The organism is Streptomyces sp. TRM70350, from assembly GCF_019219825.1.
In the GTDB taxonomy this organism is placed as follows: Bacteria; Actinomycetota; Actinomycetes; order Streptomycetales; family Streptomycetaceae; genus Streptomyces.
The window spans coordinates 81,126-105,006 of record NZ_JAHUXH010000027.1; the positions used below are offsets into that span (position 1 = coordinate 81,126).

20 protein-coding genes are annotated in these 23,881 nt (G+C 71.5%); 5 read left to right on the forward strand and 15 right to left on the reverse strand.

Features of this window, described 5'->3' with window-relative positions:
* The first annotated feature begins 48 nt into the window (after positions 1-48).
* Positions 49-546, forward strand: coding sequence for a MarR family transcriptional regulator TamR (tamR, locus tag KWI83_RS29855; protein WP_218517487.1), 498 nt, complete (start codon positions 49-51; stop codon positions 544-546).
* A gap of 612 nt (positions 547-1,158) precedes the next feature.
* On the opposite strand, the gene KWI83_RS29860 is transcribed toward tamR, so the two are convergent.
* On the reverse strand, positions 1,159-1,935 hold the full coding sequence (locus tag KWI83_RS29860; RefSeq protein WP_218517488.1) for a response regulator transcription factor: 777 nt from the start codon (positions 1,933-1,935) through the stop codon (positions 1,159-1,161).
* Between the two features lie 297 nt (positions 1,936-2,232).
* On the opposite strand from KWI83_RS29860, the gene KWI83_RS29865 reads away from it, so the two are divergent.
* Positions 2,233-2,694, forward strand: a complete 462-nt coding sequence (locus KWI83_RS29865) for an N-acetyltransferase (protein WP_218517489.1) — start codon at positions 2,233-2,235, stop codon at positions 2,692-2,694.
* Positions 2,695-2,705: 11 nt separating this feature from the next.
* Here the strand turns inward: KWI83_RS29865 and galK are convergent, their stop codons facing one another.
* The 3 genes from galK to galT are packed head-to-tail and all read right to left on the reverse strand — an operon-like array spanning position 2,706 to position 5,926.
* Positions 2,706-3,878, reverse strand: coding sequence for a galactokinase (gene galK, locus KWI83_RS29870; RefSeq protein ID WP_218517490.1), 1,173 nt, complete (start codon positions 3,876-3,878; stop codon positions 2,706-2,708).
* A 27-nt stretch (positions 3,879-3,905) separates the two neighbouring features.
* Positions 3,906-4,868, reverse strand: coding sequence for a UDP-glucose 4-epimerase GalE (gene galE, locus KWI83_RS29875; protein ID WP_218517491.1), 963 nt, complete (start codon positions 4,866-4,868; stop codon positions 3,906-3,908).
* Complete coding sequence (gene galT / locus KWI83_RS29880) at positions 4,865-5,926, reverse strand: galactose-1-phosphate uridylyltransferase (RefSeq protein WP_218517492.1); 1,062 nt, start codon at positions 5,924-5,926, stop codon at positions 4,865-4,867. Before galT ends, galE begins: the two co-directional genes overlap by 4 nt.
* A 128-nt stretch (positions 5,927-6,054) precedes the next feature.
* Between galT and KWI83_RS29885 the strand changes: the two genes are divergently transcribed.
* The gene (locus tag KWI83_RS29885) at positions 6,055-7,734 is read left to right on the forward strand and encodes a sodium:solute symporter family protein (protein ID WP_218517493.1); all 1,680 of its coding nucleotides are present in this window, start codon (positions 6,055-6,057) and stop codon (positions 7,732-7,734) included.
* A gap of 21 nt (positions 7,735-7,755) precedes the next feature.
* Positions 7,756-8,079 (forward strand): hypothetical protein, encoded by a 324-nt coding sequence (locus KWI83_RS29890; RefSeq protein WP_218517494.1) that lies wholly within the window; start codon positions 7,756-7,758, stop codon positions 8,077-8,079.
* A 589-nt stretch (positions 8,080-8,668) separates the two neighbouring features.
* Here KWI83_RS29890 and KWI83_RS29895 read toward each other — a convergent pair.
* The 11 genes from KWI83_RS29895 to rsmI all read right to left on the reverse strand — a co-directional run bounded on the left by KWI83_RS29895 (position 8,669) and on the right by rsmI (position 22,032).
* Positions 8,669-9,355, reverse strand: a complete 687-nt coding sequence (locus KWI83_RS29895; protein ID WP_218517495.1) for a LuxR C-terminal-related transcriptional regulator — start codon at positions 9,353-9,355, stop codon at positions 8,669-8,671.
* Between the two features lie 183 nt (positions 9,356-9,538).
* On the reverse strand, positions 9,539-11,320 hold the full coding sequence (locus tag KWI83_RS29900) for a PQQ-binding-like beta-propeller repeat protein (protein WP_218517496.1): 1,782 nt from the start codon (positions 11,318-11,320) through the stop codon (positions 9,539-9,541).
* Positions 11,321-11,388: 68 nt separating this feature from the next.
* The gene (locus tag KWI83_RS29905; RefSeq protein WP_218517497.1) at positions 11,389-13,068 is read right to left on the reverse strand and encodes a PQQ-binding-like beta-propeller repeat protein; all 1,680 of its coding nucleotides are present in this window, start codon (positions 13,066-13,068) and stop codon (positions 11,389-11,391) included.
* Between the two features lie 183 nt (positions 13,069-13,251).
* Positions 13,252-15,051, reverse strand: a complete 1,800-nt coding sequence (locus KWI83_RS29910; RefSeq protein ID WP_218517498.1) for an ABC-F family ATP-binding cassette domain-containing protein — start codon at positions 15,049-15,051, stop codon at positions 13,252-13,254.
* A 72-nt stretch (positions 15,052-15,123) separates the two neighbouring features.
* Entirely contained in the window at positions 15,124-16,212 is a 1,089-nt protein-coding gene (locus KWI83_RS29915) for an N-acetylmuramoyl-L-alanine amidase (RefSeq protein ID WP_218517499.1), read from the reverse strand.
* An 89-nt stretch (positions 16,213-16,301) separates the two neighbouring features.
* A complete protein-coding gene (locus tag KWI83_RS29920) occupies positions 16,302-17,204 on the reverse strand; it encodes a 4-(cytidine 5'-diphospho)-2-C-methyl-D-erythritol kinase (RefSeq protein WP_218517500.1) in 903 nt (300 codons plus the stop codon).
* Complete coding sequence (rsmA, locus tag KWI83_RS29925) at positions 17,201-18,100, reverse strand: 16S rRNA (adenine(1518)-N(6)/adenine(1519)-N(6))-dimethyltransferase RsmA (RefSeq protein ID WP_218517501.1); 900 nt, start codon at positions 18,098-18,100, stop codon at positions 17,201-17,203. Before rsmA ends, KWI83_RS29920 begins: the two co-directional genes overlap by 4 nt.
* Before the next feature lie 69 nt (positions 18,101-18,169).
* On the reverse strand, positions 18,170-19,567 hold the full coding sequence (locus tag KWI83_RS29930) for a resuscitation-promoting factor (protein ID WP_218517502.1): 1,398 nt from the start codon (positions 19,565-19,567) through the stop codon (positions 18,170-18,172).
* A gap of 119 nt (positions 19,568-19,686) precedes the next feature.
* Positions 19,687-20,562 carry a TatD family hydrolase gene (locus KWI83_RS29935; protein ID WP_218517503.1) on the reverse strand — a complete coding sequence of 292 codons (876 nt, stop codon included), beginning with the start codon at positions 20,560-20,562 and terminating at the stop codon, positions 19,687-19,689.
* Between the two features lie 34 nt (positions 20,563-20,596).
* Positions 20,597-20,980: a hypothetical protein gene (locus tag KWI83_RS29940; protein ID WP_218517504.1), complete on the reverse strand. Its 384-nt coding sequence runs from the start codon at positions 20,978-20,980 to the stop codon at positions 20,597-20,599.
* Positions 20,981-21,186: 206 nt separating this feature from the next.
* Positions 21,187-22,032: a 16S rRNA (cytidine(1402)-2'-O)-methyltransferase gene (rsmI, locus tag KWI83_RS29945; RefSeq protein ID WP_218517505.1), complete on the reverse strand. Its 846-nt coding sequence runs from the start codon at positions 22,030-22,032 to the stop codon at positions 21,187-21,189.
* A 62-nt stretch (positions 22,033-22,094) separates the two neighbouring features.
* On the opposite strand from rsmI, the gene KWI83_RS29950 reads away from it, so the two are divergent.
* The gene (locus KWI83_RS29950) at positions 22,095-23,840 is read left to right on the forward strand and encodes a dolichyl-phosphate-mannose--protein mannosyltransferase (RefSeq protein ID WP_218517506.1); all 1,746 of its coding nucleotides are present in this window, start codon (positions 22,095-22,097) and stop codon (positions 23,838-23,840) included.
* The last annotated feature ends 41 nt before the right edge of the window (positions 23,841-23,881 follow it).

Here is a 23,881-nt window from a genome sequence, read left to right on the forward strand (position 1 = left end):
CTCGACGTCAAGAGACTTCACGTCGACACAACCACTACACTGATCGCCATGGAGGACGAGGTCGATCGGCTGGTCGCAGCGTGGCGCCGGGAGCGCCCGGACCTCGACGTGGAACCGCTTGAGGTACTCAGCCGGGTGAGCCGGCTGGCCCGGCACCTGGACCGGGCACGTCGGCTGGCCTTCTCCGAGCACAATCTGGAGCCCTGGGAGTTCGACGTCCTGACCGCGCTGCGCCGCGCGGGGGCGCCGTACCAGCTCTCGCCCGGACAGCTGCTGACCCAGACCCTGGTCACTTCCGGCACGATGACGAACCGTATCGACCGCCTGGCGAAAAAGGGCCTGGTGGAGCGGCTGCCCGATCCCAGTGACCGGCGTGGAGTCCTGGTCCGGCTCACGGACGAGGGCCGGGACCGTGCGGACCAGGCCCTGGCGGGCCTGCTGGACCAGGAACGCGCGATCCTCGCGGAGCTCTCCCGTGCCCAGCGCATCGAACTGGCGGCGCTGCTGCGGCAGTTGACCGCGCCGTTCGACAACATCCCCGGGTAGGCGCGCTGTGGGCCGGTGGGGGCGGTCGCGCAGTTCCCCGCGGGCGCGCTGCGGGCTCGGCCGTCCGTCGGCCGCGGGCCGGTGGGGGCTGAGCGCGCAGTTCCCCGCGCCCCTTCAAGGCGCTGCCCGACCAAACCCGATCAGGCACCCCCGCCGACACCACCACGCTCGGCCGTCCCTCGGCCTCGGGCCGGTGAGGGCTGAGCGCGCAGTCCCCGCACCCCTTCAGCGCGCTGCCCGACCGAACCCGATCAGGCACCCCCGCCGACACCACCACGCTCGGCCGTCCGTCGGCCGCGGGCCGGTGAGGGCTGAGCGCGCAGTTCCCCGCGCCCCTTCAAGGCGCTGCCCGACCGAACCCCATCAGGCACCCCCGCCGACACCACCACGCTCGGCCGTCCGTCGGCCGCGGGCCGGTGGGGGCTGAGCGCGCAGTCCCCGCGCCTTCAAGGCGCTGCCCGACCGAACCCGATCAGGCGCACCCGCCGACACCACCACGCTCGGCCGTCCCTCGGCCTCGGGCCGGTGAGGGCTGAGCGCGCAGTCCGCGCACCCCTTCAGCGCGCTGCCCGACCGAACCCGATCAGGCGCCCCGTATCCCTTTGGAGTCGGTCAGGCGCTGTTGCTTTCCTCCGGCGTGAGTCGGGCGGTGGGGCCCAGGTCGGCCGGGCCCACGCCCGCACGCCGGGCCAGTGCGACGGCGGCGAGGGTGGAGTGGACGCCTAGTTTGCCGAGGACGTTCTGCATGTGGGTGCGGACGGTGTGCGGGGAGAGGTACAGGCGTTCGGCGACGGCCTTGCGGCCCAGGCCCGCGACCATGCACCGCAGTACCTCCCGCTCGCGCGGGGTGAGGGACTCCACCAGCCGTTCGCTCTCCGTGCGATGCCTGCGCGCGGCGGTCAGTTCGCGCAGGACGCCGGTGAGCAGGGCGGGCGGCAGATGCGTCTCGTCGCGCAGCACGCCCCGGATGACGGTGAGCAGCCTCGACAGCGAACAGTCCTTGGCGACCCAGCCGCCCGCCCCGGCCTGCAGGGCGAGCGCGGCACGCCGGGGATCGTCCTTCTCGGCGAGCACGACGACCCGTACCCCGGGCTGCGCGGAACGGACCCCGGCGACCAGGGAGATGCCGTCCACGACCCCGTCCACGCCGCCTTCCTGCACGGGCACGGCGGGCCGCCGTATCCCAGGGACGTTGCCCCCCAGGTCGGCGTCGACGAGCAGCACGTCGAACCGGCGGCCCTCGGCGGCCGCGCGCTCCAGGCTGCGCAGCGCGGCGGGACCGCTGCCGGCCGCGGAGACGTCGACATCGGGCTCGGCGGCGAGCGCCGCGGCGAGGGACTCGGCGAAGATGCGGTGGTCGTCGACGACCAGGACTCGGATGCGAACCACGAAACCCCCTTCCCCGAGCTCTCGAAGAGCAGGGGACGCCCATCGACGGGAGCCGAATGACCGGTGCGGGTACGCCGCCCGAAGCAGTCCTGGTGGGTGTGTCTGCCGTTCCCCAGGACGGGGTCGCCGCAGCCGCACGGCCGCCGCCGTGCAGAAACCGCTACCCCCACTTCGGGCGTCGTACCCGACTTGTCTCGCCCCCTGAACAGCACCGGCCCCCACCGGTGCTGTTCATCAGAGTACGGGCGGGGGGCAGGAGCGGAAGGCAATTTGCAGAACTGGTTGTCCAGCGCGTTTATGGTGAGGCGCATGTTTCGTATTGAGACAGAAGTCGACAGAGCCCGGCGCGATCTTCTCCGTTCCCGGCTCCGCGACACCAATACGGCAGCCTCCCCCGTCCTGCGCGCCCTGCGCGGCACCCCCGCCGGCCGCGAAGCCCCCCTGCACGTCTGGGCGTTGGACGCCACCGGCGACCTGGCCGGCGGCCTGGTCGGGCACACCTGGACGACCTGGCTGCATGTGACGTACCTCTGGGTCGACCAACGCCACCGCGGCACCGGCCTGGGCTCCTTCCTGCTGGCCGAGGCGGAGCGCATCGCCCGCGTGGAGCGCGGCTGCGCCGCCGCCCGACTGGAGACCTGGGACTTCCAGGCTCCCGGCTTCTACCGGAAGCAGGGGTACGAAGTGGTGTGCGCGATCCCCGACTACCCGCCCGGTATCACGGAGTTCACGCTGACCAAGCGCCTGGCCACCAACTGACCGCGGCAGCCCTACCGCACCCGCCGCGCCCCCGCCGAAGGCACCGCCTCGAACACCCGGGGCGCCATGAAGCCCGCGGCCGCGAACGCCTCTTCCACCGCCTTGGTGATGGCGTCGACGTCCGTCACCTCCGCCAGCACGATCGCCGAGCCGCCGAAGCCGCCGCCCGTCATCCGGGCGCCCAGGGCCCCGGCCGACCGGGCGGTGTCGACGACCAGGTCCAGCTCCGGGCAGGAGATGCGGAAGTCGTCGCGCAGGGAGGCGTGGCCCTCGGTGAGGACCGGGCCGATCGCCCGGGTCTCGCCCGACTCCAGCAGGGAGACGACGCGTTCGACGCGCTGGTCCTCCGTGACCACGTGCCGCACCAGCCTGCGGACCTCCTCGTCGTCGCCGAGGCGGTCCAGCGCCGCGTCCAGCTCGGCGTACGGGATGTCGCGCAGGGCGTCGACGCCCAGCAGGGCCGCGCCCTTCTCGCAGCCCGTCCGGCGCTTGCCGTACTCGCCGCTGCTGTGCTCGTGCTTGACCCGGGTGTCGACGACCAGCAGCCGCATCCCCTCGGCGGCCAGGTCGAAGGGGATCTGGCGCTGGGAGAGGTCGCGGGTGTCGAGGAACAGGGCGTGGCCGGCGGTGCAGCAGGCGGACGCGGTCTGGTCCATGATGCCGACGGGGGCGCCGACGTAGACGTTCTCGGCGCGCTGGCACAGGCGGGCCAGCTGCCAGCCCTTCAGCCCGAGGTCGTGAAGGTCGTTCAGGGCGAGAGCGATCACCACCTCCAGCGCCGCCGAGGACGACAGGCCCGCGCCCGCCGGGACCGTGGAGGACAGGTGGATGTCCGCGCCGCCCACCTCGTGGCCCGCCGCGCGCAGCGCCCAGACCACGCCCGCCGGGTACGCCGTCCAGTTCTTGTCCGACTCCGGCTCCAGGGCGTCCACGCGCAGCTCCACCACGCCGCCCGCGTCGCCTTCGATGTCCGCCGAGTGCAGTCGCAGTACGCCGTCGTCCCGGCGGGACACCGCCGCGACCGCGGTGTGCGGCAGCGCGAACGGCATCACGAAGCCGTCGTTGTAGTCGGTGTGCTCACCGATGAGGTTGACCCGTCCCGGCGCGGCCCACACGCCCTGCGGATCGGCCCCGTACAGCTCCCTGAACCGCTCGGCGACAGCCTCTGCGACAGCCTCGCTCATGCCCTGCCCCTGACCCTTTCGTACGTTCTACTTGCCGCGCCGCTGCGCGAACTCCCAGGCGTCGGCGACGATCCCGGCGAGGTCCGCGCGGGACGGGTTCCAGCCGAGCCGCTCGCGGGCCGTCCGCGCCGACGCCACCAGCACCGCCGGGTCGCCGCCCCGGCGCGGGGCCACCACCTCGGGGATCGGGTGGCCGGTCACCTGACGGACCGTCTCGATGACCTCGCGGACGGAGAATCCGTTGCCGTTGCCGAGGTTGCAGATCAGGTGCTCGCCCGCGACGGCCGCCTCGACGGCCAGCAGGTGTGCCTCCGCGAGGTCCGCGACGTGGATGTAGTCGCGGATGCAGGTGCCGTCCGGCGTCGGGTAGTCGTCGCCGTAGACGGAGATCGCGTCGCGCCTGCCCTGGGCCACCTGCAGCACCAGCGGGATGAGGTGCGACTCGGGGTCGTGCCGCTCGCCGAACTCGCCGTACGCGCCGGCGACGTTGAAGTAGCGCAGCGACACCGCGCCCAGCCCGTGCGCCTTCGCCTCGCCTGTGATCATGTGGTCGACGGCGAGCTTGGAGGCACCGTAGGGGTTGGTCGGCGCGGTGGGGGCGGACTCGACGATCGGCACCTGCTCCGGCTCACCGTAGGTGGCGGCGGTGGAGGAGAAGACGAGCTTGCGCACCCCGGCCGCCCGCATGGCGGCGAGCAGGGCCATGGTCCCGCCGACGTTGTTGTCCCAGTACTTCTCCGGCCGTACGACGGACTCGCCGACCTGGGAGCAGGCCGCGAAGTGCAGCACGGCGTCGTAGGAGGAGTCCAGCCACTTGGCGGAGTCGCGCATGTCGCCCTCGATGAAGGAAGCACCCGAGGGCACGCCCTCGCGGAAGCCGGTGGACAGGTTGTCGAGTACGACGACCTCGTGGCCGGCCTCCAGCAGATGCTGGGCGACCACGCTGCCCACGTATCCCGCACCACCGGTGACCAGGTACTTCCCGCTCATGAACTAGCTACCTCTCGCAATCGCTCGGCCGCGCGCTCCGGCGGCACGTCGTTGATGAACACGCTCATGCCGGATTCGGAACCCGCGAGGTACTTCAGCTTGCCGGACGTACGGCGAATGGTGAAAAGCTCCAGGTGGAGCGCGAAGTCGTCACGGCTGACGCCCTCGAACTCCTCCAGCTGGCCGAACGGCGCCTGGTGCCAGGCGGCGATGTACGGCGTCGGAGGCTCACCCTCGCCGAAGATACGGTCGAAGCGCCTCAAGAGTTCCAGATAGACCTGGGGGAATTCCGAGCGGGCCCCCTCGTCGAGCGCGAGCAGGTCGGGCACCCGGCGACGCGGGTACAGGTGGACCTCGTACGGCCAGTGCGCGGCGTACGGCACGAAGGCCACCCAGTGTTCACCCTCGAGGACGACCCGCTCGCCGGCGAGCTCGCGCTCCAGGACGGCGTCGAAGAGGTTCCCCCCGCCCGTGGCGTCCTTGTGGGCCGCGAGGGACCGCAGCATCAGGGCGGTGCGAGGGGTGGTGAAGGGGTAGGCGTAGATCTGCCCGTGCGGGTGACCCAAGGTCACACCGATCTCCGCACCCCGGTTCTCGAAACAGAAGACCTGCTCGACGGAGGGCACATGGGACAGCTCCGACGTACGGTCGGTCCACGCGTCCAGGACCAGCCGCGCCTGTTCCTCGCTCAGGTCCGCGAAGGACGCGGTGTGGTCGGAGGTGAAGCAGACGACCTCGCAGCGCCCGGAGTCACCGGCCAGCGAGGGAAAACGGTTCTCGAAGACCACCACGTCGTACGACGAGTCCGGGATCTCACTCAGCCGCTCACCCTGCGACGGGCACAGGGGACACTCGTCGGCCGGCGGGTGGTAGGTCCGGCCCTGGCGGTGCGAGGCGATCGCGACCGCGTCGCCCAGCAGCACATCGTGGCGGATCTCGGAGGTCGTCACGGTCCGCTCCAGCGGACGGCGGTCGACCGCGTCGCGCACGGCGTCGTCCCGCAGGTCGTAGTAGATCAGCTCACGACCGTCCGCCAGACGGGTCGAGGTCTTCTTCACCGCGGACTCCTCATTCGAGCCACCCAAGTCATTCAACAGAACTCAACACACCAAAACACAACTCACCACCACAGTCAACATCTCATAGGTTCCGCACCGGATCAGTCCACGCAACGAAGCGAGTGCGTATGGAAACCCCCACTTTGCTCTCCGCCGAGCTGCGGCTCCCCACCAACTGGCTCGACTACGCGATCCTCGGCATCTACTTCGTCGTCGTCCTCGGTGTCGGGTTCGCCGCCCGCGCCTCGGTGAAGACCAGCCTCGACTTCTTCCTCTCCGGGCGCTCCCTGCCCGCCTGGATCACCGGCCTGGCGTTCATCGCGGCCAACCTCGGCGCCACCGAGATCCTCGGCATGGCCGCCAACAGCGCCCAGTACGGCGTCTACACCACCCACTGGTACTGGGTCGGCGCCATCCCGGCCATGGTCTTCCTCGGCCTGGTGATGATGCCCTTCTACTACGGCAGCAAGGTCCGCTCGGTCCCCGAGTTCCTGCTCCTGCGCTTCGACAGGCCGGCGCACCTGCTCAGCTCGATCCTGTTCGCCTTCGCCGCCGTCCTCATCGCGGGCGTCAACCTCTACGCCCTCGCCATCGTCGTCGAGGCACTGCTGGGCTGGCCGGAGTGGGTGGCGATCGTCGTGGCGGGCTTCTTCGTCCTCGCCTACATCACCCTCGGCGGCCTCTCCTCGGCGATCTACAACGAAGTACTCCAGTTCTTCGTCATCCTCGCCGCACTCATCCCGCTCACGTTCCTGGCCCTGAAGAAGGTCGGCGGCTGGGACGGCCTGTCCGACACCCTCACCGCGACCCGGGGCGATGACTTCATGACGGCCTGGGGCGGCACGGGCATCGGCGACGCCAACCCCCTCGGCGCGAACTGGCTCACGATCGTCCTCGGCCTGGGCTTCGTGCTCTCCTTCGGCTACTGGACCACGAACTTCGCCGAGGTCCAGCGCGCCCTGTCGGCCAGGAACCTCTCCGCCGCCCAGCGCACCCCGCTGATCGCCGCGTTCCCGAAGATCTTCATCGTCTTCCTGGTGATGATCCCCGGCCTGGTCGCCGCCGCGCTGATCCCCCGGTTCGGCACCCCCGAGTCGGGCTACCAGTACAACGACGCCATCCCCTACCTGATGCAGGACCTGCTGCCCAACGGCGTCCTCGGCCTCGCGGTGACCGGCCTGCTGGCGGCCTTCATGGCGGGCATGGCGGCCAACGTGTCGGCCTTCAACACGGTGTTCACCAACGACATCTGGGCGAGGTACGCGGTCCGGGGCCGGGACGACTCCTACTACGTCCGCTTCGGCCGCATCATCACGGCGGTCGGCGTCCTGGCCTCCATCGGCACGGCGTTCCTGGCGTCGGCCTTCTCGAACATCATGGCGTACCTGCAGACGCTGTTCTCCTTCTTCAACGTCCCGATGTTCGTCGTCTTCATCATCGGCATGTTCTGGAAGCGCGCGTCGATGAAGTCGGGCTTCTGGGGCCTCCTCGCCGGCACCACGGCCGCAATGGTCAACTACTTCGTCGTCTACCGGCAGGGCGTCATCGACATACCCTCCGACCAGGGCGCCAACTTCGTCTCCGCGATCGCGGGCTTCGTCGCCGGCGCGGTCGTCATGGTGGCCGTCTCCCTCTTCACCGCCCCCAAGCCCATGGAGGACCTCCAGGGCCTCGTCTACGGCACCCGCTCCCCCGGCATGGCGGAGCCGCCCGCGAAGGGCGACGAGGCGTGGTACCGCAAGCCGGCGCTGCTCGGCTGGGGCGCGGTGATCCTGGCTGCCGCCTGCTACATCCCGTTCTCGTTCTGACCGCGGGAGGATGGAGAGACCATGTCAGAGCAGCACCACGAGTACTCCGAGCGTGACGTCCTGCGGGAGGTCACCGAACTGGAGAGCAAGTCCGCGACGGCCGCCCGGCTCTTCGACATCCGGCGCATCATCGGCGGCCTCTTCGTCGTCTACGGCGTCATCGTCACGATCGCGGGCCTCACGGACGACGACGCGGCGATCGACAAGGCCGAGGGCGTCAACATCAACCTCTGGACAGGCCTGGGCATGCTCCTGCTGGGCCTGTTCTTCCTGACCTGGCTAAAACTCCGCCCCACGGCTCCGCCACCCCCACCGATCACCCCGGACGACACCCGCCAGGAGTAAACGCCGCACGGTTTCCCGCCCCACCCGTCCGATCCACACCCTGCATCGCGGCTGGGGCGGGCCACTGCGGCAGCCCGCACCCGCAGCTAAGCGGTAGCGCGGCAGCGCGCACCCGCGGCGAGGGGTACGCGCGGCCGCAGCTGCGCAGGCTGCGGCCGAGACAGCGGCATGGCGCGGCCGTACGCACGCATGCTGCGGCAGCCACCGCGACAGCCGCACTCGCGTACGCACGGAAGGGGGCGTGTCGGGGGGTGTCCGCCCGCAGCGGTTGGCGCGTCAACACGGGCGAGTTGGTGAGTGACCGATTCCGCGCCGTTCCGAGGACGGACACCCCCCGGCGCGGCCCCGACCCACCCACGCACCGCAGGCGCTACCGCAACCACGCACCCACCCGCGCAGGCCGCCGCAGGCACTCAGCCGCAACCACGCACCCACCCGCGCAGGCCGCCGCAGGCACTCAGCCGCAACCACGCACCCACCCGCGCAGGCCGCCGCAGGCACTCAGCCGCAACCACACACCCACCCGCGCAGGCCGCCGCAGGCACTCAGCCGCAACCACGCACCCACCCGCGCAGGCCGCCGCAGGCATTCAGCCGTCACCACGCCCCGGCAACGCCCCCGCCCGATCCAGCAACCCAGTACGCGCAGCCAACGCCGCCGCCTCCAACCGCGACCCCACCCCCAACTTCATCAGCACACGCTGCACATGCGTCCGAGCAGTGGACGGCGCAATCCCCATCCCCGCCGCGATCAGCCGCGTGTCCTCCCCGTCCGCCACCCGCACCAACACCTCAACCTCCCGAGGCGTCAGCATCTCCAACAACCGCTGCCCCTCGTCGTCCGGCTGCGCCGCAGGATTCAGCAGCTCCCCGAACGCCCCCTGCAACAACTGCGGCGCCACCGCCGCCTCCCCCGCCCGCGCCTTCATGATCGCCCGCTCGACGCCCTCGATCCGCTCGTCGTGCCGCACATACCCGGACGCCCCCGCCGCGAACGCCGCCGCGATCCCCCGAGGACTGGGCACCGGCCCCAGCACCAGCACCGCCACCTGCCCCCGCTCCCGCTTGATCCGCACCACCGGATCGAACGCCCCCGCCTCGGCCGGCGTGGCCGTCCCCCACAGACACACCTCCGGCGCCCGCGCGATCACCAGCTCCGCCGCCCCCACGGCCGGCGCCGCCGCGGCCAGCACCCGGTGCCCCCGCAGCTTCAGCGCCGAGGCCAACGCCTCGGCGAGCAACCGGTGGTCGTCGACCACCATGAGCCGCACTCCCATCGAGCAACCCCCCCCAGTCCCCCCACCAGTCCCCCAGTGGACGCCCACTATGGATGTCCAAAGGCCCTACGGACAGACCCAGCACAAACACCGACGTCCGCCATGCCCCCGGAAGCTACACGGCTGTTCGACGTCGCGCTGCCCCTACTCGTGAGAAGTGCCCCAGATCGCCGAAATTCCCCCTCAACCACTCACCCCGAACGCGATGGCGAGGTACTCGTCCCCACCCGAACCCGACCCGCTGGCATACACCTCGGACATGTACAACCGCCCCTGCGAGTAGAGGACTTCGCCGTACCCCGGCTCCTTCCCCGACTCCACGTCCCGCACCGCATCGGTCCCGGGGTTCTCCATCAGCTTGACCTGCTCGAAGCTGCCGCCGTCGATGCTGACGATCTGCCCACCCTTGTCGTACGGCCCGCTCTTGTACGCGATCACGTTCCCGCCGTCCATCCGCAACGGCGTGATCGTGTACCCGTCCCCCGCGTCCGCCCGCTGCCCGGTCAGCTTCCCGCTCGCCAGATCGAACACCACGACCGAGTTCGTCCGGCCGAACTCACCGGAACCGTCCCGCTCCTCCGTCGGCACATACAGCCGGTCGTTGCCGACCGCCAGCCCCGTGCAGTCCTCGACCCGGGAGATACCGTCGCACTCGGCGGCGTAGGAGTCACCCGGCGCCGAGATCCGCGCCCGCAGCTTCCCCGTCTTGTTGTCGACGGAGAAGAAGTCCGAGATGCCGCTGCCGTCCCCGGCCGAGTCACCCACGTCGGCCGCCACGACCAGCGGATCGGTCGACACGACACTGGCGTACTCGATGCCCTTGGCCATCTTGTACTCCGAGATCACCTTCCCGGACTTCGGGTCGATGGTCTGGATGTGCAGCTCACGCGCCTCGTACTGCCCGCACTTGCGCACCGCGACCAGCTTCGCGCCGCCGCCGTACCCGGCGTCGTAGCAGGTGTCCGCGGGCTTCGGCGTCCACAGTGCCTTGCCGCTGTCGATGTCGAACGCGGCACCGCCGCTCGTACTGCCCACGGCGACCGTGCTCGCGCTCACGGTGACGTTGTCGAAGCTGATCGGCTGGTCACCGGACGTGGCGGTCTCGGTCCACAGCTTTTTGCCCGCGTTCAGGTCGATCGCCGCGACCTGGCTGCACCCCTCGGAGGAGTTCTTGGCGGGCATCCTGGGCTGGAAGACGACGGCCGTCCTGCCGTCCGCGGTCGTGTGCCGGGTCGCCTCGCACACCGGCCCGGGCAGCGGAATCGTCCACAGCTCGGTGCCCTTGTCCCGGTCGTAGCCGACGATCTCGGCGACACCGGTCTTGGCGTACACCTTGTCGGTGAGCCAGGAGCCGGTGACGACCACGGAGTCGTCCTTGTCGACCTCGGGCTGCGGAACCTGGAACAGCACCTTGGAGTTCGGGTCGGCCGGCACCTTCTCGGTGCCCTTGGAGGAGCTCTCGGCGCCCCCCTTGCCGTCGCCCGTGCCGCCGCTCGAACTGGCGGTGTCGTCCGTGCCGCCCTCACCGGACGACTTCGAGTACCAGACACCCCCACCGATGATCAGCGCGATCGCCACGACGGCGGCCACGATGATGGCCACCTGCGCGTTGAACTTCCGCCCGCCACCGGCCGCCTGCCCCGGCTGACCCGCCTGCGGGTGCAGCGGCACGGTCGGCTGCGGATAGCCGTACCCGGGTGGCCCGTAGGGATTCGGCTGCGGAGGCTGCGGATACCCGTACCCAGGCTGCGGCGGCCCCTGAGGCGGCCCCGGATATCCGTAACCGCCCCCCGGCGGCTGAGGAGCACCGAACGCGGGCGGCGCCCCCGGCGGCTGAGGAGCACCGAACGCGGGCGGCGCCCCCGGCGGCTGATCCTGGGGCTGGGGCTGCGGCTGGGGCTGCGGCGAGCCGAACCCACCCCCCTGCGGGGGCTGGTTGGGCGGCGGAGGCGGCGGCTGGGTCATGACGTGGGTACCTCGGGGAGACGGGGACGGCGGAACAGCACAACAGCGGAACAAGTCGGAACGGCGCGTCACTTGCCGTAGGCGAGCATCAGCTTCTCCTTGGCCTCGTCCTCGCCGGACAGCCGGGTGGTGGAGATGTAGAAGCGGCCGTCCACCCAGGCGATGTCCCGCGAGAAGAAGCTGTCCTCGACCTGCGCCGCGCCCGTGGGGTTCTGCAGCAGCTTCGTCGGCCGGTGGCTGCCGCCGGTCGTCGGAACGGACACGATCTGGCCACCCGCGTCGTACGACGGCTCGACGTACGCGATGAGCTTGCCGCCCTCGACCCGCAGCGGCAGCATCGACTCGTCCGCGGGGGACTTCACCCGCCACTTCTCCTTGCCGTCGGCGAGGTTGATCGCCACGACCTCGTTGGCGCCGCCGGTGGCCTCGGTGGGCAGGTAGAGGGTGTTCGCGTCGGCGGCGACGCCCTGGCAGCCGGTCAGGTCGCGCTGGAGGACGGACCAGCCGCACTCGGGTGCGAAGTCCTCGTCGACCTTGACCTGGGAGCGGAAGCCGCCCTTGGCGTCCAGGGTGGAGATGTTCCAGGCGTCCTTGTCCTCGTTGGTGCTGTAGACCACCAGCGGGTCGACGGAGTACGCCCGCATGACCCGCCAGCCCTTGTCGAAGGCCCGGGTCCACTTGACCTTGCCGGTCCTCGGGTCCAGTTCCTGTATCTCGTCGTGCTCGTTGTCCGTGGCCGCGCCGCAGGACGCGACGGAGACCAGCCGGCTGCCGCCCGCGAACGCGCTCGGGAAGCAGGCGTCGCCGTACTTCTTCTTGTCGAACAGCTTCTTGCCGGTGGTGACGTCGTACGCCGTGCCGGACTGCGAGCGGCCCACCATCAGCGTGTCGCCGGCCAGGGTCAGTTCGATGGAGAGCGTGCTGTCGAACAGCGCGCCGTCCTCGACCTCGCCGCTCCAGCCCTTCTCACCGGTGTTGAGGTCGATCAGCTGGAGCTTGTTGCACTCGGCGCGGTCGCTGGAGCCGTTCATGTACGCCACGACGATCTTGTCGTCGGCCGTCTTCTGCGGGGTGACCGCGCAGATCTCCTGCGGGAAGCCGATCGGGTCCCACGTGGGCCTGCCGTCGCCGACGTTGTAGGCGACGAGCTCCTTGTACGCCGCCTTCACCGCCGTCTTGTCGGTGATCCACATGCCGGGGGCCTTGGCGCCGGAACCGGGCGCGTCGGGCGCCTCCTTGTACCAGAGCACCCGCCCTTCGCCCGCCTTGCGGCCCTCGTTGAGGTTGTCCGGGTCGGCGCGGCCGTCGCCGCTGCCGTCACCGGGGTTGACCGGGGCGTCGGAGGCGGAGGGCTTGGCGTCGTCGCTCTGCTCGGCGACCGGCTTCTTGTCGTCGCCGCCGCTGGTCACGGCGTAGACGGTGCCGCCGATGAGCAGCAGCGCGGCCACCGCGGCACCGACGGCCAGCGCGGGCTTGCCCCGGAAGGGGTTGCGCGAGCCGGAGCCGGGGGGCGTGCCCGGCGCGCCGGGGTACGGGGGCTGCGGGAAGCCGTAACCGGGCTGCTGACCGTACGGCCCCGGAGGATGCGGCTGACCGTACGGACCGGGCTGCTGCGGATAGCCGTAACCGGGCTGCGGCGGCCCCTGCGGGGGCTGGGGCGGCTGGGCCGGTGGTGGGGGTGTGCCCTGACTCGGGTCCTGTGGCGCGCCGAAGCCGCCACCCGGCGGCTGGTTGGGCGGCTGGGTCATCAGCGGTTCCCCCTTGTGACTGATGTGGCGCCGCGCCCCGTGGCGCTGCGTTTCCGCCACACCCATGATTCTCAGACGGTTCTCAGACCGCCCATTTCTATCACCCGGGACCGACAACGAAACGGGCCGGATGCGCCCCTGTTCCCAAGGGAGCACCGGCCCGTGATGCCGTTGTTACGCGACTCACGCGTCCTCGGCCAGCTCCAGCCACCGCATCTCCAGCTCCTCCCGCTCACCGGTCAACTGCCGCAGCTCGGCGTCCAGTTCGGCCACCTTCGCGAAGTCCGTGGCGTTCTCGGCGATCTGGGCGTGCAGCTTGTTCTCCTTCTCGGAGATCCGGTCCAACTGCCGCTCGATCTTCTGGAGTTCCTTCTTGGCCGCGCGCTGGTCGGCGGCGGTCCTCTCGGGCGCCGACTTCACCGCGGCGGGGGTGGCCGCCGCCGCTTCCTCCATCTTCCGGCGCCGCTCCAGGTACTCGTCGATCCCGCGCGGCAGCATCCGCAGGGTGCCGTCGCCGAGCAACGCGAACACGCGGTCGGTGGTGCGCTCGATGAAGAACCGGTCGTGCGAGATCACGATCATCGAGCCGGGCCAGCCGTCGAGCAGGTCCTCCAGCTGGGTCAGCGTCTCGATGTCGAGGTCGTTGGTCGGCTCGTCGAGGAAGAGGACGTTCGGCTCGTCCATCAGCAGCCGGAGCAGCTGCAGCCGACGGCGCTCACCGCCGGAGAGGTCCCCCACCGGCGTCCACTGCTTCTCCTTGCCGAAGCCGAACGTCTCGCACAGCTGGCCCGCGGTCATCTCGCGCCCCTTGCCGAGGTCGACGCGCTCCCGCACCCGCTGGACGGCCTCCAGGACCCGCCAGTCCGGGTCCAGTTCGGCGACCTCCTGGGAGAGGTACGCGAGCTTGACCGTCTTGCCGACGGCGATCCGCCCGCCCACCGGCTGTGCCTCGCCCTGCGTCCGCGCCGCGTCGGCCATCGCGCGCAGCAGCGAGGTCTTGCCCGCGCCGTTCACACCGACGAGCCCGATGCGGTCGCCGGGGCCGAGCTGCCACGTCACATGCTTCAGCAGCACCTTGGGACCGGCCTGGACGGTGATGTCCTCCAGGTCGAAGACGGTCTTGCCGAGCCGCGAGGAGGCGAACTTCATCAGCTCGGAGCTGTCCCGGGGCGGCGGCACGTCCTTGATCAGCTCGTTGGCGGCCTCCACGCGGAACCGCGGCTTCGACGTGCGGGCGGGGGCGCCGCGGCGCAGCCAGGCCAGCTCCTTGCGGACCAGGTTCTGCCGTTTGACCTCCTCGGTCGCGGCGATCCGCTCGCGCTCGGCGCGGGCGAAGACATAGTCGGAGTAGCCGCCCTCGTACTCGTGGACCACTCCGCGCTGCACGTCCCACATGCGGGTGCAGACCTGGTCGAGGAACCAGCGGTCGTGGGTGACGCAGACCAGCGCGGAGCGGCGCTCGCGCAGGTGCCGGGCGAGCCAGGCGATGCCCTCGACGTCGAGGTGGTTGGTGGGCTCGTCGAGGACGATCAGGTCCTGTTCGTCGATGAGCAGCTTGGCGAGCGCGATGCGGCGCCGCTCGCCACCGGAGAGCGGCCCGATGACGGTGTCGAGGCCCTGGGGGAAGCCGGGGAGGTCGAGTCCGCCGAAGAGACCCGTCAGCACGTCGCGGATCTTGGCGTTGCCCGCCCACTCGTGGTCGGCCATGTCGCGGATGACCTCGTGGCGGACGGTGGCCCCGGGGTCCAGGGAGTCGTGCTGGGTGAGGACGCCCAGGCGCAGGCCGCCGGAGTGGGTGACCCGGCCGGAGTCCGCCTGCTCCTGCTTGGCGAGCATCCGGATCAGGGTCGTCTTGCCGTCGCCGTTGCGGCCGACGACGCCGATGCGGTCGCCCTCGGAGACGCCCAGGGAGATGCCGTCGAGGAGGGTGCGGGTGCCGTACACCTTGCTGACGTTCTCGACATTGACCAGGTTGACGGCCATTTCTCTCCTGCTCCCGGGGATCGGTCAGCCTCCCAGCGTAGTGCGCGCCGGGAGGTGACCGATCCGCGCAGGTCAGCGGGCGGCGGCGGGGCGGATCTCGGTGAGGAGGTCGTACATGGTCCGGCCCGGGCACTCGGTCTGCAGCCAGTCGCGGTGGCCGCTGACCACCGGGACGTCCTTGGTCACGCCGTTGACCGGGTTGACGAAGGTGGTATTCGCCCGCGGGTCCAGGCCGTTGATGCGGGCGATCACCTTGATCAGCCGGGTGAGGGACCGCTTGGCGGCGTGCGTGGGGCCCTGGTCGCTGAGGGTGCCGAGGAGGGCGATGCCGAGGTTGCCGGAGTTGAAACCGGCGGTGTGGAAGGCGGTGACGAGCTTGCCGTCCGGGTCGAAGGCGGGGATGCCGTCGTCGCCGGAGTAGCGGCCCTCGTAGATGACGCCGGCCTCGTCGATCAGGAAGTGGTAGCCGATGTCGCCCCAGTCGTTGGTGATCGCGTGGAACTCGTAGATGCTCCGCACGGTGGCCGCCGGGTCGGGGTCGGCGTTGGGCGTGGCGGTGTGGTGGACGGTGATCGTCTGCAACGGGTAGTACTGCTCGGGCGAGTTGACCTGGCCGTCCTTGTAGCGCTTGGACTCGTCGGCGCCCCAGGCCGGGCGGGAGAGGTAGCGCACGCCTCGTATGCGCGTGGGCTGCGACGGCACGTGGAAGGTGCGGTCCGGTCCGTCGGCGCAGTCGATGGCCAGGGAGCGCACCCGCTTCGCCCCGGGCGCCTTGACCTCGTACGAGGTGGCCGCACCGGCCGGAACGAGTGCCGTGCCGCCGTCCTCGACGGTGGCGCAGCCGGGGGTCAGTGGCTGCCAGGAGCCGTCCGGGAAGCGGATCCCGGCGCCGTCCTGGGCACCGGTCCAGCGGACGGCCACGTAGGAGGCGGCGAAGGGGAGGGAGTCGGTGCCGGTGGCGGCGGCGGTGCGGGTGGCCGGGAAGGCCTCGGGGGTCGTCCCCGGCTCCGCGTCCGTGGTGGGGGTGTCGGACTCGGTGGCCGCGAAGACCGCCGGGGTGAGCGCCGCTCCGGCGGCCACGGCACCGGCGGCGCCGATCACGCCACGGCGGGAGAGGGGCTTCTTCTTGCGGTGGGAGACGGAAGGGGAATCCTCAAACATTCAAGGGAATTTAGCGATCCCCTTGCCCCACCAGCATCACAAGTTCCCGAATTTCTCGTGGAGATCGGGCGAGGAGGGTGTGCCGCCCGCTAACGCCGCGTAGTCACCGTCGCCCCCGGCGCCGGAGCCGACGCCGTGCGCACTGTCCGGCACGTCCCCGACGTGCGCAGCGCCCGAGCCACCTTCGTCGCGGACTGAGGGTCGCGGGCGAGGAAGGCGGTGGTCGGGCCGGAACCGGAGACCAGCGCGGTGAGGGCGCCGGCGGCGCGGCCCGCCGCGAGGGTGTCGGCGAGGGCCGGGAAGAGGGAGAGGGCCGCGGGCTGGAGGTCGTTGGAGACGGCCGCGGCGAGCGCGTCCGGGTCGCCCTTGGCGAGGGCGTCGAGGAGGTCCTGGGAGGCGATGGGCTCGGGGATGTCCGTGCCCTCGCCGAGCCGGTCGAACTCCCGGAACACCGCCGGGGTGGACAGCCCGCGGTCCGCCATCGCGAACACCCAGTGGAAGGTCCCGCCGACGTCGAGCGCCGTCAGCTGCTCGCCCCGCCCGGTGCCGAGCGCCGCCCCGCCGACCAGGCTGAACGGCACGTCACTGCCCAACTCGGCGCAGATGTCGAGGAGTTCGTCCCGCGAGGCGCCGGTGCCCCACAGCGCGTCGCAGGCGAGCAGGGCGCCCGCGCCGTCCGCGCTGCCGCCCGCCATACCGCCGGCGACGGGGATGTCCTTGGCGATGTGGAGGTGGACGTTCGCGCTGCGGCCGTACCGCGCGGCGAGCGCTTCGGCCGCGCGGGCCGCCAGGTTCGTCCGGTCCAGCGGGACCTGGTCGGCGTCGGGACCCTCGCAGGTGACGCGCAGCTCGTCGGCCTCGGTGACCGTGACCTCGTCGTAGAGCCCGACCGCCAGGAAGACGTTGGCCAGCTCGTGGTAGCCGTCGGGGCGGGCGGCGCCGACCGCGAGCTGGACGTTGACCTTGGCGGGGACGCGTACCGTCACGCTCACTGGCTCTCCTTCGGGGGTGTGGGGGCCGCCCCCCGCGATGACGCGGCCTCCGCGATCCGTGCGAACTCCTCGACTGTCAGGGACTCGCCGCGCGCCTGCGGCGAGACGCCCGCCGCGACGAGCGCCGCCTCGGCGGCCGCCGCCGACCCGGCCCACCCGGCGAGCGCGGCCCGCAGCGTCTTGCGGCGCTGGGCGAACGCCGCGTCGATGACGGCGAAGACCGCGCGCTGCGAGGCGGTGGTCCTGACCGGCTCGGCGCGGCGGGTGAGCGAGACGAGCCCGCTGTCGACGTTCGGCGCGGGCCAGAAGACGTTCCGGCCGATCGCACCGGCCCGCTTGACCTCGGCGAACCAGTTGGCCTTCACGGACGGCACGCCGTACACCTTCGATCCGGGCGCCGCCGCCAGCCGGTCGGCGACCTCCGACTGCACCATCACGAGGGTGCGCTCGATGCTCGGGAAGGTGTCGAGCATGTGCAGCAGGACGGGGACGGCCACGTTGTACGGCAGGTTCGCCACCAGCGCGGTCGGCGCCGGGCCGGGCAGCTCGGTGACGTGCAGGGCGTCGGAGTGCACCAGCGCGAACCGGTCGGCGCGCGCCGGCATGCGCGCCGCGATCGTGGCGGGCAGCGCGGCGGCCAGTACGTCGTCGATCTCGACGGCGACGACCCGGTCGGCCACCTCCAGCAGTGCCAGCGTGAGCGAACCGAGCCCCGGCCCGACCTCGACGACCACGTCGTCGGGCCGGACCTGAGCGGTGCGGACGATACGGCGGACGGTGTTCGCGTCGATGACGAAGTTCTGACCGCGCTGCTTGGTGGGCCGTACGCCGAGGGCTTCCGCCAGCTCACGGACGTCGGCGGGACCCAGGAGGGCGTCGGGGGTGGGGCTGCTCACGGCGACAAGCCTAGGGCCTGCCCGGCGGACCATGCCGCGGACGCGGGGCCCGGGCAGGCCCTCTGCGGCTCACCGGTGCAACCGCGCCCCGCAGTGCGGCCAGGGGCTGGTCCCGCGCCGCGTGTACAACTTCTTCGCCCGGTACGTCTGTTCCGCCGCCGAGGCGTCCTGGGGGCGGCCGGTGCCGCCGAGGCTGCGCCAGGTCCGGGCGTCGAACTGGTAGAGGCCGCCGTACGTCCCCGAGGGGTCGACGGCGTCGGCGCGGCCGCCGGACTCGCAGGCGGCCAGGCCCTGCCAGTCGAGATCGTCGGCGCCTTGGACGGAGTCCGGCAGCGGCTTGGTGCCGACCTTCACGATCCGCGCGGTCGGCTCGCGCACCAGCTCGGTCCCGATCCGGCGCGGCTTCTGCCGGACCCCGTTGACGGTCCGCACGGAGTACGTCACCCGGCGCAGCCCCGGCTGCCCCGCCTGTTCGACCACCTCGGTCCCCTTGAGTACCGTCGGGTCCTCGATCCGCCGTACCTCGAAGGGGATCTCCTCCTCCCGGGTCTCCTTGCCGCCGGTGATCCGCAGCACGGTGACCGTCTGCCCGTCGCGCGGGAAGCTGTCCTGCGGCACGGAGGTGGTGTCCTGGCCGCGCAGGGTGACCCCGGCCGCCGCGACGGCCTCGCCGACGGTGGCGGCGTTGGTGCGGATGGTGCGGGCGCGGCCGTCGGCCATGACCGTGACCGACCGCTCGGTGCGCACGTCGAGCGCGAGACCCGCACGTCCGATGCGCTGGGAGCGCGAGGTGGACAGATACGCGCCTTCCGCACGCACCCCGAGCTGCCTGAGCGCCCCCTCCACCGTCCGCGCCGTCGTCCACACCTCGCGCCGGTGACCGTCGAGGGTGAGCCGCACGGGACGGCCGTAGCGCACGGCGATCTCGTCACCGCTGTCCAGCTCGGTGCCCGGCGCGGGTGCGACCACATCGTGCGCCCCGACGTCGACGCCCTCCTCGGCGAGCAGCTCACCGACGTCGTCGGCGAAGGTGTGCAGGCGACGGGGCTCGCCGTCGACGTTCAGCTCCACGGCCTTGTCCTCGGCGACGAAGGCGGTGGTGCCCCCGGCGAGGAACGCCACGACCAGCGCCCGCGGCAGCAGCCGGCGCACGGAGAGGTCCGCGCGCTCGGCGTACCGCCCCCGGCGCCGGCGCGCCGCACGCCGGTCCACGCGGGGGCGCGCGACGGACGCGGCGGCCTCCGGCGCGCTCTGCCGGGGCAGCACGGGCTCGGCCATCTCGTAGGCGGGCCGGTAGGTGTCCCCGTACACCTCACCCTGCGCGGTGTACGCGGCCGACGTGGTGCCGTAGGGAAGCGTCGGCGCACCGTGCACGTCGAACCCGCCGTGCACCGGCGGCGGCTCATACGTCTCGAACGGCTCGTACGGCTGGTTGGTCCCGTATGTCTCGAAGTGCGAGTTGCTCACGCCGACACGCTCCAGGGGCCGGAGGGGTCCAGAGGGGTCCGGATCGGGCCCCCAGAACCTAGCGGAGCGGTCGTCGCTCTCCAAAGCGACGCGACTACGCAGGGTGGGCGTGTTGGCGGTCAGTAACCGAAGGCGCGCGCCGTGTTCGTGCCGAGGGCGGTGGCCAGGGCGTCCTCGTCGACACCGCGTACGGCGGCCATCGCGCGCACCGTGACCGGAATGAGATACGGGGCGTTGGGCCGTCCGCGGTACGGCGCGGGCGTCAGGAACGGCGCGTCGGTCTCCACCAGGACCAGCTCCAGCGGGGCCACCGCCAGCGCGTCGCGCAGGTTCTGGGCGTTCTTGAAGGTGACGTTGCCCGCGAAGGACATGTAGTACCCGGCGCGGGCGCACACCTCGGCCATCTCCGCGTCCCCGGAGTAGCAGTGGAACACGGTCCGCTCCGGCGCGCCCTCCTCCTTCAGGATGCGCAGCACGTCCGCGTGGGCGTCGCGGTCGTGGATGACCAGCGCCTTGCCGTGCCGCTTGGCGATCTCGATGTGCGCGCGGAACGACCGCTCCTGCGCCGCCTTGCCCTCGGGCCCGGTGCGGAAGTGGTCCAGCCCCGTCTCGCCGACCGCCGTCACGTGCGGCAGCGCGGCCAGCCGCTCGATCTCGGTGAGCGCCTCGTCCAGCCCCGCGTCCCCGCCGGGCTCGCGCGCCCCCTGCCGGGACCAGCCGTCGGGGTCGCCGTGGACGATGCGCGGCGCCTCGTTGGGGTGCAGCGCGACGGCCGCGTGCACGTTCTCGTACGCCGCCGCCGTCTCGGCCGCCCACCGGGAGCCGTTCACATCGCAGCCGACCTGCACGACCGTGGTGACACCGACCGACGCGGCCTTCGCGAGGCCCTCCTCCACCGTGCCGGACTGCATGTCGAGGTGCGTGTGCGAGTCGGCGACGGGCACCGCCAGCGGCGGCGGGAGGGGCGGGGCGGCGTTCTTGTCGGAGGTGGGCATGCCCCGATCCTACGAAAGGGGCACGCCGCACCGTTCAGCTCGCCCGGCGGTGGAACGGGTGCAGCAGATCGGACAGCTGCCAGTGGCGCCGCTGCCGGGGGACCGTCGGCACCTCCACCGTCGGACGCCGCTCGTGCCGCCGCGCCGCGTTGCGCGCCGACGAGACCCGGCCCGGCCGCATGATCCGCACGACGTGACCGCCGCACTGGGCGCACGTCGGCCGGCTCAGGGGCGACGGCACGACCCGCCCGTCCGCCACGTACAGGACGAACTCGTGCCCCGCACCGTCGACGTGGTGCTCTATCTCGTAGGACTGCTCCCACCCGTGCCCGCAGCGCATGCAGGCGAAGGAGTACGCCTCGTTGACGACGGCGGTCGCCCCGTTGCGAAGGCCGGTCCGGCCTGTGATCTCGCTCATACCAGCTCCTGTGGTCCGCTGGAGGAACGGGTTTGCGTTCCGTCATCCAGTGGACTGCCGACCGAGACCGAAAGCACGGGATCTGTCCAATATTGGACGGGACTTGGCGGTACCTTGCCGAAACCCCCTTATCCCTTTACCCACGGATGGGACACGCCGCTAAGGGGCGCGGGGAACTGCGCGATCAACCACGAAGCACCCGCAGCTCACAACGCACGTTTCGCGGCAACCACAGCATCAAAAACAACCCGCTTCGGCACCCCCGCCTCCAAAGCCACGGCCGCGATCGCCTCCTTACGCCGCTCCCCCGCCTCCTCCCGCACCCGCACGCGCCGCACCAGCTCCTCGTCGTCGACGACCTCCGCACCCCTCTCCGGAGCCCCCTCGACCACGACGGTGATCTCCCCCCGCACCCCCTCGGCGGCCCACGCCGCCAACTCCCCCAGCGTCCCCCGCCGTACCTCCTCGTACGTCTTGGTCAGCTCACGACACACAGCCGCCCGCCGCTCCACTCCGAACACCTCGGCCATCGCCGCCAACGTGTCGTCCAACCGATGCGGGGCCTCGAAGTAGACCAGCGTCCGGCGCTCGCCGGAGACCTCCCGCAGCCGCGACAGCCGCTCCCCCGCCTTCCGCGGCAGAAACCCCTCGAAACAGAACCGGTCCACCGGCAGCCCGGACAGCGCGAGAGCGGTCAGCACAGCAGAAGGCCCCGGCACCGCGGTCACCCGCACGTCCCGCTCCACGGCCGCCGCCACCAGCCGATACCCGGGGTCCGACACCGACGGCATCCCCGCATCGGTGACGAGCAGCACACGCGCGCCCGCCACCAGCTCCTCGACCAGCTCCGGCGTGCGCGCCGCCTCGTTGCCCTCGAAGTACGACACGACCCGCCCCTGGGGCGTCACCCCCAGCGCCTGGGTCAGCCGCCGCAGCCGCCGGGTGTCCTCGGCGGCGACCACGTCCGCCCGCGCCAGCTCCTCGGAGAGCCTCGGCGGCGCGTCCGCGATGTCGCCGATGGGGGTGCCTGCCAAAACAAGGGTTCCTGTCACGTTTCCATCCTCGCAGGGGCGGTCCACGGGACTCCCACAGAAGGGTTCCCTACGATGGCGCGGTGACCAGTACCGCGTCCTCCACGGACACCCGGCAGGACCAGGCCTCCCACGAGCAGCGGCCCTCGTGGCAGCAGCGGCTGCGCCGTTTCGGATACACCCCGGCCGGACCCCGCGGCGACGTCCGGGACCGGCTCGTGCCGCCGTACGCCGAGCCGAGCCCGCGGCTGTGGGCGGCGCTCGGCATCCGGTACCCCCTGGCCGAGCGGATCACCCGCTGGTCGGGCTGGGGCGGGCCGCTGCTGGTGACGCTGTTCGCGGGGGTGCTGCGCTTTTGGAACCTGGGCAGCCCGAAGGCGGTGATATTCGACGAGACGTACTACGCCAAGGACGCGTGGGCGCTCGTCCACCGCGGGTTCGAGGTCAACTGGGACAAGAACGTCAACGACCTCATCCTGTCCCAGAACGGCCATGTGCCCATCCCGACGGACGCGGCGTATGTCGTGCACCCGCCGGTCGGCAAGTACGTCATCGGGCTGGGCGAGCTGATGTTCGGCTTCAACCCGTTCGGCTGGCGCTTCATGACCGCCCTGCTGGGCACGCTGTCCGTCCTCCTCCTCTGCCGGATCGGCCGCCGTCTGTTCCGTTCCACGTTCCTCGGCTGCCTGGCGGGCGCGCTGATGGCGGTGGACGGGCTGCACTTCGTGATGAGCCGTACCGCGCTGCTGGACGGCGTGCTGATGTTCTTCGTGCTGGCGGCGTTCGGCTGTCTGCTCGTGGACCGGGACCGGGCGCGGGCGAAACTGGCCGCCGCGCTGCCCGTGGACGCCGAGGGCCGGGTCCGCCCGCACGCGCACACGGCGGAGCACACCCGGATCGGCCGGCGGCCGTGGCGGATCGCGGCGGGCCTGATGCTGGGCCTGGCCATCGGCACCAAGTGGAACGGCCTGTACGTCCTGGCCGCGTTCGGTGTGCTGGCGGTGCTGTGGGACGTCGGTGCCCGGAAGGTGGCGGGCGCCCGGCACCCGTACAAGGCGGTGCTCCGGCGCGATCTGGGCTGGGCGTTCCTGTCGACGGTCCCGGTCGCGATCGTCACCTACCTCGCGTCCTGGACCGGCTGGATCCTCTCCGCCACGGACGGCACGGGCGGCTACTACCGCAACTGGGCGGCGACCGAGGGCAAGGACAGCAGTTGGTCGTGGCTGTTCCCGGAGTGGTGGCGCAGCCTGTGGCACTACGAGACGCAGGTGTACGAGTTCCACGTCGGCCTGTCCTCGCCGCACACGTACCAGTCCAACCCGTGGAGCTGGCTCGTCACCGGCCGCCCGGTGTCGTACTTCTACGAGTCCCCCGTCCCCGGCACCGACGGCTGCCCGGTGGACGCGGGCGAGAAGTGCGCGCGCGAGGTGCTGGCGCTGGGCACGCCGATGCTGTGGTGGGTGGCCTGCTTCGCGCTGCTGTACGTGCTGTGGCGCTGGTTCTTCCGCCGCGACTGGCGGGCGGGCGCCATCGCCTGCGGGATCGCGGCCGGCTACCTGCCCTGGTTCCTCTACCAGGAGCGGACGATCTTCTTCTTCTACGCCGTGGTCTTCGTCCCCTTCCTGTGCCTCGCGGTCGCGATGCTGCTCGGCGCCCTGGTCGGCCCACCCCACTCCACCGACACCCGCCGCGTCGCGGGCGCCACGGGCGCCGGCGTACTCGTGCTGCTGGTGGCCTGGAACTTCGTCTACTTCTGGCCGATCTACACCGGGCAGGCGATCCCCATAGACGACTGGCGTTCACGGATGTGGCTTGATACGTGGGTCTAACAATCTGAGAAACACCCGCCCCGTCGTCCACATCTGCCGCT

Excerpts from the sequence above, each read along its gene's own strand:
- tamR (WP_218517487.1), top strand. The coding sequence starts at position 49 with ATGGAGGACGAGGTCGATCGGCTGGTCGCAGCGTGGCGCCGGGAGCGC.
- KWI83_RS29865 (WP_218517489.1), top strand. The coding sequence starts at position 2,233 with ATGGTGAGGCGCATGTTTCGTATTGAGACAGAAGTCGACAGAGCCCGG.
- galK (WP_218517490.1), bottom strand. The coding sequence starts at position 3,878 with ATGAGCGAGGCTGTCGCAGAGGCTGTCGCCGAGCGGTTCAGGGAGCTG.
- galE (WP_218517491.1), bottom strand. The coding sequence starts at position 4,868 with ATGAGCGGGAAGTACCTGGTCACCGGTGGTGCGGGATACGTGGGCAGC.
- KWI83_RS29885 (WP_218517493.1), top strand. The coding sequence starts at position 6,055 with ATGGAAACCCCCACTTTGCTCTCCGCCGAGCTGCGGCTCCCCACCAAC.
- KWI83_RS29890 (WP_218517494.1), top strand. The coding sequence starts at position 7,756 with ATGTCAGAGCAGCACCACGAGTACTCCGAGCGTGACGTCCTGCGGGAG.
- KWI83_RS29895 (WP_218517495.1), bottom strand. The coding sequence starts at position 9,355 with ATGGGAGTGCGGCTCATGGTGGTCGACGACCACCGGTTGCTCGCCGAG.
- KWI83_RS29900 (WP_218517496.1), bottom strand. The coding sequence starts at position 11,320 with ATGACCCAGCCGCCGCCTCCGCCGCCCAACCAGCCCCCGCAGGGGGGT.
- KWI83_RS29905 (WP_218517497.1), bottom strand. The coding sequence starts at position 13,068 with ATGACCCAGCCGCCCAACCAGCCGCCGGGTGGCGGCTTCGGCGCGCCA.
- KWI83_RS29910 (WP_218517498.1), bottom strand. The coding sequence starts at position 15,051 with ATGGCCGTCAACCTGGTCAATGTCGAGAACGTCAGCAAGGTGTACGGC.
- KWI83_RS29915 (WP_218517499.1), bottom strand. The coding sequence starts at position 16,212 with ATGTTTGAGGATTCCCCTTCCGTCTCCCACCGCAAGAAGAAGCCCCTC.
- KWI83_RS29935 (WP_218517503.1), bottom strand. The coding sequence starts at position 20,562 with ATGCCCACCTCCGACAAGAACGCCGCCCCGCCCCTCCCGCCGCCGCTG.
- KWI83_RS29940 (WP_218517504.1), bottom strand. The coding sequence starts at position 20,980 with ATGAGCGAGATCACAGGCCGGACCGGCCTTCGCAACGGGGCGACCGCC.